Genomic DNA, 15,291 nt, shown 5'->3' on the forward strand with positions numbered 1-15,291 from the left:
TGGATGCGGTAATCGGACGGCAGACGGTCAGGAGGACCCACTCCGCATATGTGAATATATCCTCTTGCCTGCTGCCCGATCCCCCGCTGCCGGTTACTTGCCAAGTTTGGCTGCTGCATCCAGCTGTTTCTGATACAATTGCATGAACTCGTCCAGCCCCAGGCCTTGCAGCTTCTTCACATAACCATCCCACTCGGCGTCCACATCGCCCTTGCCCGATATCCAGTTTGCAATGGTTGCCTTAATATAATCATTGATCGCTGTATCCAAAACCAACAGGCGCTGCTTTTCCATGTCCTTCAGCAGGCCTTCCGGCAATTTCGGAATGTTCAAGTTTTTGGCAGGTAAATAATTTTTATAAATGTTGTTGTATGCCCATTCTCTTGTGCCTTCCTTGTTGACGTTATTGTTGACGATTTTATTCTTGAACAGGTTCTCGTCGAGAAGGGCAATGCCAAAGTTATCGAGCCCTCTGTCTTCGTCTGCAGCGATTTTTTGATTTGTCAATTGGAATTTGCCGTCGTCCGATTTCGTCCATGCCACGCCTTCTTTGCCATATCTCTCCGTCATGGACCAATCCTGTTCCGCCAGCATATCCGCGAGTCTTGCCGATGCAACAGGGTATTTGTTGTTCTTGAAAATAACGAAGTTTCTCGGCCATATGCTGCGGTTCTGGCGGCGAATGAGAGGCTGCTTCCCGTTCGGGGATTTGAGCGGCGCCATCGGGTACCACCATTTGCCATCCATATAGTTTTCATTCTGATCGCCATACGAGGTCATCGAACCTACGATCGGCGGGTTGGACGAAATGGCGGCTGTATATTTACCCCAGTCGTCCGTGAAGGCCTCCGGAGGAATCAGCCCATTCTTGTACAGGTCGGCCAAAAAGCGAATGGGTTCTTTCAAGTCCGGATTAGTCGCCTGCGATTTGAACTTGCCGTCTTCGACAATAAAATAATGGTCAGGTGTACTTAGGGAGGCTGCGGTTGTATACACGCCGAAAGTACCGTACATATCGAACTGACCGCCGATGTAGTTGCCGTACTGAAAGTAATAGGGAATCACGTTTTTGGGGATGGAGCCTTTGCCGGCATTTTGTTTGAAGGCCATCAAGACGTTTTTGAATTCTTCCGTCGTGGCCGGCATTTTCAAACCGAGCTCATCCAGCCACTTCCGATTGATAAACCATTGATCCCGGAGGCCGTAGCTGTATTCGTCGAGCAGCACGTATGGAAAGCCGTATAATTTGCCATCCGGCATCAGCGCTTGCTGCTTGAGATCCGGATTCGTCTCGAAAAACTTGCTCCAATTCGGAGCATATTTCAGAAGGCTGTCGACGCTTACGATGTCCTTCGCGTCGACTGCATCGGAAATCGACTGCGGCGTAGGATCCATCCGCAGCATAATGTCCGGATAATCCCGGCTGCTGAACATCAGATTAACCTTTTCCACACCGCTGTACACTTTCAAGTTGATTTTGATGTTCGTTTTTTCCTCAATTTTCTTCCAAATATCGTACTTCGTTAAATCTCCCATGTTCGCATAGGAAATAATGCCCACATTCAACGTGATCGGCGTTTTCACAATCGGATAACCCGTCGCATTCGTTGTGCCGCCGTCCAGCAGCTGCGCTTCATTGCTGCTGCCGCTCGCGGTCGGCGTGTTCTCTCCGGCTTTGCCGGCGTTGTACGAGCATGCGATCAACATCCCTCCCAGTACGCCGATGCAAACGGTTCCAGAAACGAGCCTGATCCAATTTCTGCTCATTTGAATTCCCCCTATTTTCTTATGGCTTCCGCGTTTGCTCCTTGCTCGTTGATTCTTGCGTTTGCTTCCTGCTTTCAAATTTGACTTGTTTTTGCGTTGTAAACGATTACATACGCATGCTGATCGATCGCTTCTTCAGGCTAACAGATGCGGTGCAGAAACGTAAATCAGCCGTTATCTAGCGATATGCCGTTTTCCAACAGGCGAAAAAACCAAGCGCCGTAAGGCTTTGGCATGAGTCGGCGGCATTCTGCGCATGGGCAGTATACGAGTTTCTATTCATGTGCGTCGCATGGTTACCGCTCACGTTGGCAGTTTGCATTCTCATCGCCGATTTCTTACACATCCGCTCCGCTGATTCTCCCTCCCGTTCCTTCGCCCGCCTTGCTGCTTCTTCTACGTTCTTCAGCAGATCTCGTTTGCTGCACACCTTCACCTCAAGTCACCGAACATCGCTTATTGCCCTACACGCACTGCAGTCCAATTTTGCCCAATTAGAATCGAGTCTTGACTTCTTCCCTCGTCTGGAGTCAGAAAATGTCCATTTGAAGAGCCTATCTGCCCCTACATACTGGAAAAACCGTTCGCTAGGGAGGCAAAATCGAAATACAGCGTTAGGGGGGCCTCAATCCCATTCTTCAATTAGCGAGGGCATTACCGGGGAGATCGGCGAGGGGTTCCCCACACAAAAACCGGCTCCCGGTAACAACGCATCGTCGATGCGCCGTCATCGAAAGCCGGCTCCCTTTTTCCCTGCCTAAACGCCTTTATACATGATCTTGCGAAAAACGCCCGGCGTCGTGCCGACCTCCTTCTTGAACTTGCGTACGAAGCTCGATACGTCGCAATACCCGATTTCGGAGATGATCTCGCTCAGCGGCTTCTCCGTCGAGCTAAGCAGCTGCTTCGCTTTTTCAATGCGCAGGTAATTGATGTAATCGGAGATATTCTGGCCGGAGCATTTCTTGAAATAATAACTCAAATTGGACAGGGACATGTGGAAATGATCGGCCATGTTCTGGACCGTAAAATTTATATGGTAATAGTTGCCGTCGATATAGGCGGCCAACTGCTGGAGCAGCTCCTGATCGTGCTTCTCGCGATTCTCCTTGATGTATTTGCAGATTGTCTGGCAAACCTCGTTGACGCTCCGTCCGAGGTCCTTCACGGTTTCGAATTGGGCGAGCGAAATGACGTCGATATAGCCTTTGTCCAGGCCGACGAACTTTTTATTGATCAATTGCATCGTCTTCAATACCGTATTGATAATATCGAAGCACAGACAGCGAGCTTCGAACAGTGTCATGTCGGACCGGGTAATTTGGTCTACGAGATCAGAAACGGTAGTGGAAATTTGCTCGGTATTGCTTTCGACGATGGACAGTTCGAGCGTATTAAGCGCCTCGACCGGATACGGATAGTCCGATGCGGCAACGATTTGCGTATTTTCGAAATAAATGATTTGGTCCTTTCCTTTGACCAGCCGATAATCGAGCGCCGTATACGCTTCGATGCACGATTTGCCGATCTGTCCCGTTTCCGTATATCCTTTGCCGACACCGACCGCAACATGGGTGCCCAGCCGATTCATCATGATCTGCTGCATATGCGTCAAAGCTTCATACAGCGATTGACGGTCCGGCTCCTGACGGTCCGCCAGAACGAAAATCAGATGATTGTCGATGTTCATGCGGCCGTAACCTTCGAGTTTGCCTTGCAGCTCCCGTTCTAGCAGCTCGACGAGCTCGGGAAGCGATGCCGCGGACTGGTTCCGCTGCCGCTCCGACAGGGACGCGGAGAAGATGGCGACGCGAAACAACGACTTGCTGAAGGAAATGCCGATATCTCCTCCCTGCTCGTTAAAGGCGGCCGCATGCGGAAAAGACCCACGGATCAAGCTGCTCAGCAGAAAGTCCTTGACTGCGTTGTGATTGCTTTTGACCTGATCGTTCAACATCTTGTTCGTACGGTTGATCCGGTTGATCGTCATCCGCACCGCTTCGAACTCGTTTCCGGTCTCCGCGACGCTGCCGGTCTCCGATTCCGCAAACAGGCGCAGCTGGCGGATCGGCCGATAATTGACCCGCATATTGAACAGGATCATAATGCCCGCGGCAAGGACGATGGCAAGGAACGCCCACTGGAAGGTCTGCTTGGCAGCGATAACTTGGCTCATCGCTTCGCCGACAGGCATGATCATAAAGTAGCTCCAGTCGGTTTCCGGGGACTGGATGTAAGAAACGAAATGGGAGGAATCGCCTATATTCGTGATGATCGACTGCTCGAGCAGATCCGGTCGAATGAAGGCCAACAGCTCCTGCCCGGTCGGACGATCGATTTCTTTGGAGGCGGCGACGATCTTGCGATCCGGGTGTACCGCCATAATATTGCCTTTGTCGCTGCCCATGGTCTGTTCAAACGCCCGCTGCTTGATAATAAACAGCACCATGCGTTTGTCGTAATTGGAGCTGTTGGGCACCAAATACGTCACCACTTTGCCCGCTTCGCCTCCATCCGAATCGCTGCCGGGCACCCAGACCGCATTGCCGTTTATGTTCTGGGTCGAGACTTGAAATTGTTCTTCGGAGACCGTATCGCCGTAGTACGTTTTCAAAAAATCCTTCATCGTGAACGTTCGCGTCGAGGAGACGAACTTATTCAATTGGTTGTAGTAAACCACGACATCGGTTATAAAGTTGCCGCCGGAAATATAGCTTTTTAATTGATGAATGCCTCTGGACGTATTGTTCGGACCGTCGCCGATTTGCTGGGTCGTCAGGTCCGGGTTGTTGTAGATTTGGTAGGCCACCGTGTTCATGCCTGAAATATTCGTATCGATGGCCGTGACGACATGCTGGAGCAGATTGACGTTGTTCTTGACCACTTCCTCCTTCAGCAAATGGAAGAAATAGTTGTATACCAGCATGGAGATGATCGCGAGAGGGATGGCCAATACCAGTATGTAGGAAAACAAATACTGCAGATACAGCCGATTTCTTTGCAAAACGTTACGTTTTGGCCAAAGCATATTCGCATACCGCCTTTCATGATTACGCTTTCACTCTGTTTTTGTTATAAATATATCGCAAACTTCCGGGAATGTACATTCGCCGGACGTCCCGCCGCCCGCTTTGGAATAATCGCCTATGCCCCAACAACCGCATATTTACGAAAACATGCTTGCTTGCTATTATTGTTGTATTAATTAGCGCTGTTGGGTTGACCGATCTGCGGCAAAACGGAAAGGATGATGGAATCGTGAACAAATGGACCGGATTGCTTCTCGTCGTCACGTTAGGGATCGCCATACTCTTACCGGGATGCGAACGACCGGAGACTTCCGACTCCGCCGGAGCTTCAGGAAGCTCCAAGGAAACGATCGGCGACCGGATTATCGAGAACGGCGTCGCCGTCCATTTGACCGGGTATCCGATCGTGGACCAGCCGATTACGCTCAAAACCGTTATCGTTACGTCGTTTAAAAGCGACTACAATCAATCGAAGTTTTTCCAGGCATTGGAGAAGAAGAGCGGCATTCATCTCGATATCAGACAAATTTCCGTCGACAACCGGGACAAGCTGAACCTGATGTTTACCTCCCGGCAATATCCCGATCTCATGCTGCGCGCCGACCCGTCGCCGTTTCAAATCGAAACGGCGCAAAGCGCCGGAGACATCGTACCGTTCTCCAGCCTGCTGAAATACGCGCCCAATTGGACGAAGCTGCTTCAATCGAATCCCTCCGTCAAGAAAGCGATGACAGCCGCAGACGGAAACATTTACGCGCTCGGCCTCGTTCAACAGAACAACGTCTATTTGGGCATACGCGACCAATGGCTGATCAACAAGAAGTGGCTGGATCAGCTCGGTTTGCAGGTTCCAGCTACAACCGAGCAGTTCGCCTATACGCTTGCGCAATTCAAGGCGAACGCCGGTAAAGGAGACATTCCGAAAGACATGATTCCGTATTATTTTCGTTGGGATCAATATGTTGGCGGTCAGTTGGACTTGTTCGGGGGTTCCTTCGGCGTCCTCGTGCCGGACGAAAACTACGTGTCGGTCGAGAACGGCAAGGTCCGATTCCAGGCCTTGAATCCGGAAATCAAAAAGCCGCTTTCCTACTTACATAAACTGTACGAGGATGGCTTGATTCCGCCCGAAGTATTCACGGACGACTGGAGCGCTTTTTATGCGAAACGGGGAGCCAAGCCGGAGATTGCCGGATCCTTTGAAGCCTACAGCAATCCGAACCCCGACGTCTATGTGCCGATGCTCCCGCCCAGAGCCGAAGGCGTTTCCAGGCAGTTGTTCCGGCAGCAAACCTGGATCGTCCGCAACAATCAGTTCACCATTTTCAAAAACAACAAGTATCCGGTCGCCACGGCCCGGCTGGCGGACCTGCTGGCCGATCCCGATTGGACCGTACAGGAATTGTATGGGCTGTTCGGAGACGGGACAAGGAAAAATGACGACGGGACGTACGATATTTTGCCGGAAACCGGGAACGAGGGCGATTTTCCCAATGTGGATGCCATATCGGCCATGACGTCGGACTTGGCTGCAAAGCTCCGCTACCTGCCGGGAAACAGCAATGCCGACCGCGCCAGGGCCGTTGCGATCTACGAGCCAGTTGTCGCACCGCTCGACATGTTCTTTCCCGATTATGTCGCCTACTCGCCCGACGACCGCGACAAGCTGACGCAGTTGCAGATGAACGTCAAGCAGTACGTCAGACAGACGTTGATTCACTGGGTTGTCAAAGGCGGCATCGAGCAGGAGTGGGATTCCTATGTGGCGAAGCTGAAGAGCATGCGCGTGGACGAGATGATCACGATCATGCAGAAGGGGCTGGATGCTTACAGCAAATGATGAGGACCAGTTCCGCAAAAATGAAGAAGCGACGTTATTCCCTGCGAATGCATGGAACGACGTCGCTTCTTGTTGAGCCCTTTTACTCCGCCTCGAAATGGCGGTTGCCTTACACGACCTGGTTTTGCCTGCCGGGAGGGCTGTCTGTTGGAGCCTCATGTAAGGATTTCCCTATACCGCGACTGCACAAATTCTTTATAACCATTCCATTATACTGCCGTCAACCAAACCAGGGAGCAACTGCCGTGTGGCGATCTGCTCCCTGGTTTTTGTGCTATCGTTCTTAGTTTAATCTTTGGAGTTAGATTTATTATTTTGAACCGGTACATTTGATTTACTTCGAAACCATATGACAACAGGTATAAGCAAAGGGGCAAGTCCTCCCCCAGCGAGCGACAACGTTGCATAGCTTGAATGAGCTACAACCATGCCGGACATCGCTCCACCCGAGGCACCAGCAAGCGCAATCAAAACATCAATCAACCTCACTCAACCGCCCATCCCGAAAATGCACAACCCGCTTCGCCTGCTGCGCAATCGCCAAGTCGTGCGTAATCAACGATCGTCCTGCCCTGTTCATTCAATCGCTTAAAAATCTCCAAAATCTCCACACCGTCTTCGAATCCAACGCCCCCGTCGGCTCATCCGCAAGAATAATCGCCGGATCCCCCGCCAAAGTCCGGGCAATCGCAACCCGCTGCTGCTGCCCGCCGGACAGCTCCGATGGCAGATGCCGCCTCCGATCTACCAAATCCACCGCTTCCAATGCCTGCATGACAAGCGGCTCCCTTTCACGCCGACTCATACCTCGATAAATGAGCGGCAGCTCCACATTCTCATTTGCATTAAGCCGTGGCAGAAAATTAAAGCTCTGAAAAACGAAGTCGATCTTCCGATTCCTTATTTCAGCCAACTGAGCATCCTTAAGCCGATTAATTGCCTTCCCATCCAACATATACTCTCCGTGATCGGCAATATCCAAGCAGCCAATGATATTCATCAGCGTGGACTTTCCTGAGCCTGACGGCCCCATATAGCGACAAATTCGCCCTGTACAATGTCCAGTGAAATGTCATCTAGGGCGCGGATTGTCTCCCCGCCCAATTCATGATAGAGCTTCATGAGCGCCCTTTTTTCGATCCGCGACACATAGGAACGGCTAATTCCTAGCTCTTTCGCGATCTCCCGCTGCGTCCGCTCTTCGCCACCAAGCTCTAAGCCGAACCGACCGACGACAACTTCCTTCTCGCGTTCGTCCAAAATCTCTAAGTTCCGATAGATTTTGCTCTTCTCGATTTTCAATTGTACCGCGTCAACCACATCGTCCGCCTCACTGCCGAGGATATCGATAAGCGTAATTTCATTCCCCTCTTTGTCCGTTCCGATCGGGTCGTGCAAGGATACGTCTTTACGTGTTTTCTTCAACTTGTCTAGCGGAAGAACGGTCAGGGTCTCCCCAGTTGCCGAGTGATTATTGGTTTGCATGCCTGGCTCTTCGACCCCGGGGAAGCTCCTTCGAACTCGCCTTCTATAGTTCAAAGTCGTGTTGCCTTCCAGTAAAGTGACCTGTCGGCCGTTCCCGTTTTCTGCATTTCGAGGCTCAATCACTTTCAGGCCTACACCCTATCTGTCTACGCTTAAACAAACCTGTTACCATGTTCGCTCCAAGACTCGTTATTGGTGGTGTGGCTAACACCTTTCCAAGCTGGGTTCCCACCTGCTACCTCACTCGACCTATGCTTGGTCGCTCCACTTACACCAGTACTTACACCATCATGCAATCCTTCGAATTGACTAATTTGTGTGAGAATTTTAAATCATCCCCAGGGAGTTGTTCATCTTAGCCTACTCCACTTACTTCAAAATCGCTCCTGCCGTCAATGCATGTTCAATTCTCTCATTTCCTATCATATATACGATGATCATAGGTAAACTCGAGAGCACCATCGTTGCCCCAATAAGTCCCCAGTCTGAAACACCGACGCTCACGAAAAAGCTTAGCAAGCCGACAGTCAATGGTCGGAATTGATCTTTAGAGGCAATAATGAAAGCCAGCGGGAACTCATTCCATATCCGCATGAACAACAGCACACATTGTGTCATTAGTGCAGGCGTAACAATCGGAAATATAATTCTGAAGAATGTCTGATACACATTCGTCCCATCAATACAGGCAGCTTCCTCCAACTCCTTGGGAAGTGAACGGAGAAAAGCAAATAACATCAGCACACAGGAAGCCATTGCGAATCCGGAATACGGCAATATGAGCCCCAAGTAAGTATCTTTAAGGTGTAACGATTTAATTAATTGAAATAAGGGAATGACAACTACTTCAATAGGTACAATCAACCCTAAGGACACATAGAATAGTGCCGCCGAATTGAATCTCCAATGCATTCGGCTCAGACTATACGCCAGCATACTCCCCGTTGTCAGTGTGATTGCAATGGTCCCTACCGTGTAAATTAAACTGTTCTCGAAGTATACAAAAAAATGATACTTCGACAACGCTTCACTATAATTTATCCATTCCCAGGAATGGGGGATGCCGAAAGGATTGTTATAAGCTTCGCTTTTGGACTTGAGTGACATCGTAATCATCCAGTATAGGGGAAACAGAAATGTGCAGGCTACGGCTAGCCAAAATACACGGATTAAGTATCTCAAGATGATCTCCTCCTTAGAACTCCAGCTTTTCTCTGGCGACGAACCGTTGAATGAGAAAGGAGATGAAAAGGCACTCTAGAATAAATACTACCGCGATAGCCGTTCCTTTACCAAATTCAGACGTTTCGAAGGCCGTATAATACATTTGGTAAATGACCGTCCTGGACAAATCACCCGGACCACCAGCTGTCATGACGCGGACTTGCGCATAAAAGGCCATGGAGCCTAATGTCGACAAAATTAAAACGTACTTCGTTACATCTTGAAGAAGTGGAATTGTAATTCGTAAGCAGACTTGGACAAAGCTAGCACCGTCAATTAAAGCAGCTTCGTAATAATTCTTGGGAATCGTCTTGATTCCTGTATAGTATAGCATGGCGTTCAACCCAACATACTGCCATAGAAATGTCAATCCGATGCTTGGCATCACGGTTTCTTTTTCAGTAAGCCAGGAATGAGTCCAAGATCCAAGACCAATGGATCTCAAAACACTGTTAAACAACCCCCAGGTTGGTTCGTAGAAGGATATCCACATTTCCGCCACGACCGTAACGGACAAAATCGCAGGAAGCATCGCAGAAGATTTAAAAAAACGACGAAACCTTGGTGTTTGAACATCCATAAAAAGAGCAAACATCAAGGAGAGCGGCAATCCCAGAAAGACGGAAATTCCTACAATTAGATACGTATTTTTATGAGCTGTCCAGAAAGAAGAAGATGCAAAAATGTCTTTATAATTATCCAAACCAACAAACCCTAAATTTCGGAAACCATCATGATGATTCAAACTCATCCATATTTCAGGAAAAAGTGGATAAACGCAAAATACAGTAAACAAAAGCAACGCAGGCGCGGAAAAAATGAATATGGATACATGGGTGCTGAAGTACTTGTTCATGGCTCTCTCCACCGTCTAATTTGTTATAGAATTCCCCCGGAAGTTAAGTTCCAAGGGGAATTCGATTGATTTCATCCACATAGACAACTTACTTTTTAAACCATGTATTTTCACTCCAGATCTTGCCCATATCTGTACTAAACTTATCGGCCGGGTATTGGCCCGTCAGCAATTTTGCCCCTTGCGTTGCAAGCTCTGCCGATGTTTTTGCATCCAACGAGTTAAGTGCAAGAGAAGCAATCTTGGTAGGAATAGGATTGTACCAGGAAATGAATTTCTTCATTAAAGGCTTAGGTTCCCCCACTGTATTCCCCGTCTTCAAGGCAATTGGGGCACCCGTAGATTCGAAATATTGAGCGTCTGCCATAGCCAGGAATTCTGCCAACTTTACTGCCTCTTCAGGATACTTGGTTTTTGCGCTAACTGCATATCCGTTCAGTGGAGATCCCCAGAACTGAACGTGCTTAGTTGGGTCGTATTTGTCGCTAGCACTTGGGAACGGGAAGAAATCGACGGTATCATCTTTAGCCAAATTCGGAAGCTCCCATGTAAACATCATGTACATAGCTGCCTTCTTTGATGTAAACATTTCGTTGGCTGGACCGTAATCTAGATTCGCAATCCCTTCAGGAAAGACACCTTCCTTCACCATCTTCTCAATGCGAGACACCCCTGCCTTGACGGCTGGATTATTAAAGTCTGTCTTATTGCTCACGAGATCTGCCATCGCTTGCGGGTCGCCAATTTGGATCATCTGCTGCAGCAGGAAAAGTTTAGGTCCCCATCCATCTTTGCCAGGGGTAACCGCAGGAACCATCCCCTTGCTTTTTAGCTTCTTCGATGCTTCGATAAATTCGTCGAAGGTTTTCGGCACTTGCACGCCTGCTTGCTCGAACATATCCTTATGATAGAAAATGACCGGGGTGAAATAGGTATCCGCTCCGGAAGATAAGCTGTAAATCTTCCCGTCAACATGTTTCAATGCATCAGGAACAGCATACTTGTTCAAGAAGCCATCCTTGGTAATCGCTGAAGTTAAATCCATAATGCTGCCGGTACTGTTCAAGGGCGTAAAGTACCCTGCATCGTCCCAGAATACGTCGGGCATATCACCTGCGGCATTAAACGTTTTCAATTTGTTGGCCATATCTTCGCCGCCGCCGCCTGGCTCAAATTCAATTTCTAGGTTTGGAATCGCCTTCGCAACATTCGGTTTAATAAACTTTTCCATGATATTATTGCGATTCTCGTCCGTTGTGATCGTTACAACTCTCAGCTTTACTTTCTTATCACTACTGGTTTTACTAGCCGTCGTTGCCGCCGGGGTTGGTGCGCTTCCGGTAGTTCCTTGAGGTTGGGCTTCATTCTTCGTACTACAACCGGCTGAAACGAGAAGCATACTTGCCAAAAGTGACGTACTGAGTACTTTTACTGTTCTTACCATTTGTTGACCTCCTAAGTTTGTTTAAAGTATCGTATCTACTGGGTTGATTCCCAATGGAAGCGGTATCATCCTTGATTTCATTCTACGGATTCCACTTCATTAATTACAGAGATTATTCTCGGACAGAAAGGAAAATTGTTTGCAATTGCAAAAAAAGACGCAACGAGACGTTGTCGAGATTCTTGTCTCATTGTGCCCTATGTAAAAAATTACTTTATTGAATATTGCTCACGTACTTACTGGGTGAAATACCTATATACTTTTTGAAGCATTTACCGAAATAATTGGCATCTGCATACCCAACCTGACTTGCGACGTGTTGAACAATCTTCTCTCCTTGATCAAAAAGTCCCTTCGCTTTCGTGATGCGTATTTCGGTTAAATAGTCGTTAATGGTAATGGAAGTTTCCTTTTTGAACACATAACAGAGATGATTGTAGTTCATATGCACACTCTTAGCGAGATCTACGATACGCAGTTCTTCGTTCCCATAATGATTGTGAATATAGGTCTTTACCTCGTCTACCACTTTGGCAGCTCTATTCTGCTTCCTGCCATGGATATGCGCGATTACCTTGAGAATCAGATAGCGAATCCACCTTTCTAATTCCCCAAAGGAGCTCAACTGTTGAATGAACTGAAAAATATCAGTCTGAACTGTATTCTCAAATACGTGTTCGAAACTTTGCGACATCTCATTCAAAAATTCCAAACAGGTGGATAGGATTTCAAGCGCGGCAACATACAGCATCTCTATGGAAGCGTTCTTGGAGCGAGCATCCTGGAAGAAAGCCGTGAGCCACTCCTCCGTCTCGGAGATATTTCCAATTCGCATACTCATTAATAGAGCGGTTCTCCTTTCTACGGAGAATAAACTGACCTTCATTCCCGTTTCAGCGATCATGGAATGAAGAATAACCTGATTCCCGCCTAAAACAAACCGATGCTTCAATGCATATAACGCTTCTTGGTAGGACACGGAAATCGACGTATAGGCCGTATATCCATTGCCAACGCCAATCGTTACTGTACACCCTAAATTCCCCTGAACAGATTTCCGAATCGCTTCACAGATCGAATCCAGTTGGTCGTAAGAACTCGTAGGAACGCCAATAATCATAACATACCTATCGTTCGTATCATGGCAACTGGCAAACGGGTACGTGTTATGAATAAATTCTTGGGCTATATCTTGAACAGCCAGCTTGCGAATATGCATGTCTTCTTTAGTAACAAGATCATCATGAGAATCGATATCGGCTACGACCACCATATGAAATGGAGCATCCAGATTGATGCCCAGATACTGCAACCGTTCTGTAGAGGACAAGGGATCTATAACTCTACTGCCCTGCAGCCATTCATTCAATAATCGCTCCTTCAACATCGGCATATGCTCTTTTGCCTGCTTCTTTAAGTGTTCATAATCCAGCTTTACGGAGTGCTCCTTGTAGATTAAATTCTTAATCTCAAGTAAGGAGTTTCTAAGTTCATCTTCGTCAATCGGCTTGAGCACGTAATTAAAAACACCAAGCTGCACAGCCATTTTGGCATATACAAACTCGCTTTGACCTGTTAACATGATAAACTTTGTTTCCTGCTCACATTGTTTGGCTTTCTGAATAAATTCCATGCCGCCCATAATGGGCATATTAATATCTACCAAGACGATATCCGGACTGATTTCAGACATCAACGACAGAGCTTCCTCACCATTCTTCGCTTCGCCAGCGATCTGCAAACCCAACTCTTCCCAAGGCAGTGATATTTTCAACGCTTGTCTAAAGTAATATTCATCATCGACAATGAGTACTTTTAGCATGTCAACCCTCCCGCAATGGTTTGAAAGGCAAACGGATGGTAACTTTGGTATAGAAGCCTACTTCGCTCTCTACTTCTAACCCGTATCTGTCCCCATACAGCATTCTGATCCGATTATGGACACTTTTGACTCCGAAGCCCGCTCTTTCTCTGGAGCCCGGAACCTCCTTCAACATGTCCTTTATTTGTGATTCTTCTATTCCAACGCCGTTATCGTAAATTTCAATACGCACCTCGTCACCCAAGCGTAGTCCAGTGATCTTCAACAAACCTTTTACCATTTTCCGCTTAAGTCCATGATAGATGGCATTTTCCACGATTGGCTGCAGCGTTAACTTCGAAATTGAACATGACATAATTTCCTCGTCTATATCCATTGTATACTCCATATATTCCACATAGCGCAATTGCTGGATTTCCAAATAACTCTCGGATAACTGCATTTCTTCTCGAAGCGAAATAATATCGTTTCCTTTGCTTAACGAAATTTTATAGAAATTAGCCATATATTTCGCTGCTGTAATGGCTTCTGTTTTCATATTTAGCTTAATAAGCGATATAATCGTTTCAAGTGTATTATACAAAAAATGGGGCTGCACCTGTGTTTGCAGCAATTTAAATTCAATCTCGGCCTTTGTCTTCTGTTCCTCAACATTTTCGGCCAATAGTTCTTCGATACGGTCCATCAAATTATTAAACACATAGTTCAAATAACCGATTTCATCCGATGATTGGTACGAGCTTCTGACCGTCAAATGGCCAGTCCGAATATCTCTCATCGTTCTGGAAAGTTGGAAGATCGGCCTCGTGATCGATCGGGACAACAGATAGGAGACAATAAATGCGAGCAGCAGACATAAGGAGCCGATCCAAATAATTAATTTGTTAATTTCTTTGCGCTCCACTGTAATTTCATCAATAGGAATAACGCTCACAATCGACCATTGCAACGGTTCCAAACGGTGGGTAGAGACCAGCACCTTCTCGCTGCCGTTCCCTTGAAAGAATCTGTTTTCTTCTTGTGTCGAATTAGGGATCGAAATAGAAGTTGCCTCTTTGAAATCCCGATACAAATTAGCTTTATTCTGTGAGGAGATAATTTTCCCGTTACTGTCGAGGATGTAAAAGTTTCCTCCCTTGTAATTCATTTTTCTTTCATAAATAGAAGCGATAACTGTTTCTTTTACGTATAGAACAACTAAACCAACCGTTTTGCCTGTATCTTTATGGATGACCGTTTTGGTAACGGCAAATACATTGTCGTCTCCTTCGTAACGGAACTTGAATTTCATTAGGCCTGTCAAAACAGGCTGATAGGAATGGTTGGTCGCTTCAGGACCGGAACCGAATATGCGAGATGCGAATTCATTATCGGCAAAGCCGACATCGACCCATTGTTGATTCGACGTGAGAACGCTTACCGCTTTGATATTAGTGTTGGGCTCCACGATATTGCTAATGACTTCAGAGAGTGTATTCTTCATTGATAAATTATCTAGACCTCCGACATGGTGAGAGAAGGATGAGTTATTGTTCTCCAAAAAATCGATATACAGTTCGTTTTGCAATCTGTAGTCGGTTGCTAATATTTTCGAGTAATCTTCCACTGTAGTTATTAGTGTCTGCAAGTTATTATCAATGAGAACAAGTTCTCTTGACGAGTTTTTGACTGCCTTCTCGATAATTGCTTTTTGCGAAACGATATTGGCGAAAAACGCAAGGGTTGAAATTGAAATGATAATAATCAAAATATTTGTGCTGAAAATTTTGTTTTTAATGGAGATTCCACTGAAATATTTCGCGAACCCTTTCATGTTGGTGCCAC

General features: G+C 47.1%; 9 protein-coding genes and 2 pseudogenes. 1 reads left to right on the plus strand and 10 read right to left on the minus strand.

Annotation, left to right across the window (positions count from 1 at the left end):
• Positions 1-93: 93 nt before the first annotated feature.
• Entirely contained in the window at positions 94-1,767 is a 1,674-nt protein-coding gene (locus AC3G2T_RS03180; protein ID WP_488434509.1) for a type 2 periplasmic-binding domain-containing protein, read from the minus strand.
• A gap of 757 nt (positions 1,768-2,524) precedes the next feature.
• Entirely contained in the window at positions 2,525-4,795 is a 2,271-nt protein-coding gene (locus AC3G2T_RS03185; RefSeq protein ID WP_488434510.1) for a helix-turn-helix domain-containing protein, read from the minus strand.
• Between the two features lie 230 nt (positions 4,796-5,025).
• Between AC3G2T_RS03185 and AC3G2T_RS03190 the strand changes: the two genes are divergently transcribed.
• Positions 5,026-6,636, plus strand: a complete 1,611-nt coding sequence (locus AC3G2T_RS03190; RefSeq protein WP_488434511.1) for a type 2 periplasmic-binding domain-containing protein — start codon at positions 5,026-5,028, stop codon at positions 6,634-6,636.
• Positions 6,637-6,924: 288 nt separating this feature from the next.
• Here the strand turns inward: AC3G2T_RS03190 and AC3G2T_RS03195 are convergent.
• From AC3G2T_RS03195 to AC3G2T_RS03230, 8 genes and pseudogenes are all read right to left on the minus strand, one after another.
• Positions 6,925-7,116 (minus strand): annotated as a pseudogene (locus AC3G2T_RS03195) (MFS transporter); the annotation flags it as partial.
• A 100-nt stretch (positions 7,117-7,216) separates the two neighbouring features.
• The gene (locus AC3G2T_RS03200; protein WP_488434512.1) at positions 7,217-7,669 is read right to left on the minus strand and encodes an ABC transporter ATP-binding protein; all 453 of its coding nucleotides are present in this window, start codon (positions 7,667-7,669) and stop codon (positions 7,217-7,219) included.
• Positions 7,670-7,740: 71 nt separating this feature from the next.
• Positions 7,741-8,070 (minus strand): annotated as a pseudogene (locus AC3G2T_RS03205) (sigma-70 family RNA polymerase sigma factor); the annotation flags it as partial.
• Positions 8,071-8,490: 420 nt separating this feature from the next.
• Positions 8,491-9,303, minus strand: coding sequence for a carbohydrate ABC transporter permease (locus AC3G2T_RS03210; RefSeq protein ID WP_488434513.1), 813 nt, complete (start codon positions 9,301-9,303; stop codon positions 8,491-8,493).
• Positions 9,304-9,316: 13 nt separating this feature from the next.
• Positions 9,317-10,201 carry a carbohydrate ABC transporter permease gene (locus AC3G2T_RS03215; protein ID WP_488434514.1) on the minus strand — a complete coding sequence of 295 codons (885 nt, stop codon included), beginning with the start codon at positions 10,199-10,201 and terminating at the stop codon, positions 9,317-9,319.
• 88 nt (positions 10,202-10,289) lie between these two features.
• The gene (locus AC3G2T_RS03220; protein ID WP_488434515.1) at positions 10,290-11,645 is read right to left on the minus strand and encodes an ABC transporter substrate-binding protein; all 1,356 of its coding nucleotides are present in this window, start codon (positions 11,643-11,645) and stop codon (positions 10,290-10,292) included.
• A gap of 214 nt (positions 11,646-11,859) precedes the next feature.
• On the minus strand, positions 11,860-13,467 hold the full coding sequence (locus AC3G2T_RS03225) for a response regulator (protein ID WP_488434516.1): 1,608 nt from the start codon (positions 13,465-13,467) through the stop codon (positions 11,860-11,862).
• Between the two features lies 1 nt (position 13,468).
• Positions 13,469-15,280: a cache domain-containing sensor histidine kinase gene (locus tag AC3G2T_RS03230; RefSeq protein WP_488434517.1), complete on the minus strand. Its 1,812-nt coding sequence runs from the start codon at positions 15,278-15,280 to the stop codon at positions 13,469-13,471.
• Positions 15,281-15,291 lie beyond the last annotated feature (11 nt).

It is taken from the genome of Paenibacillus sp. sgz302191 (genome assembly GCF_057749925.1).

Bases quoted from the DNA above. Each gene is read 5' to 3' on its own strand.
- AC3G2T_RS03215 (WP_488434514.1), bottom strand. From the start codon at position 10,201: ATGAACAAGTACTTCAGCACCCATGTATCCATATTCATTTTTTCCGCG.
- AC3G2T_RS03200 (WP_488434512.1), bottom strand. From the start codon at position 7,669: ATGGGGCCGTCAGGCTCAGGAAAGTCCACGCTGATGAATATCATTGGC.
- AC3G2T_RS03220 (WP_488434515.1), bottom strand. From the start codon at position 11,645: ATGGTAAGAACAGTAAAAGTACTCAGTACGTCACTTTTGGCAAGTATG.
- AC3G2T_RS03185 (WP_488434510.1), bottom strand. From the start codon at position 4,795: ATGCTTTGGCCAAAACGTAACGTTTTGCAAAGAAATCGGCTGTATCTG.
- AC3G2T_RS03225 (WP_488434516.1), bottom strand. From the start codon at position 13,467: ATGCTAAAAGTACTCATTGTCGATGATGAATATTACTTTAGACAAGCG.
- AC3G2T_RS03230 (WP_488434517.1), bottom strand. From the start codon at position 15,280: ATGAAAGGGTTCGCGAAATATTTCAGTGGAATCTCCATTAAAAACAAA.
- AC3G2T_RS03180 (WP_488434509.1), bottom strand. From the start codon at position 1,767: ATGAGCAGAAATTGGATCAGGCTCGTTTCTGGAACCGTTTGCATCGGC.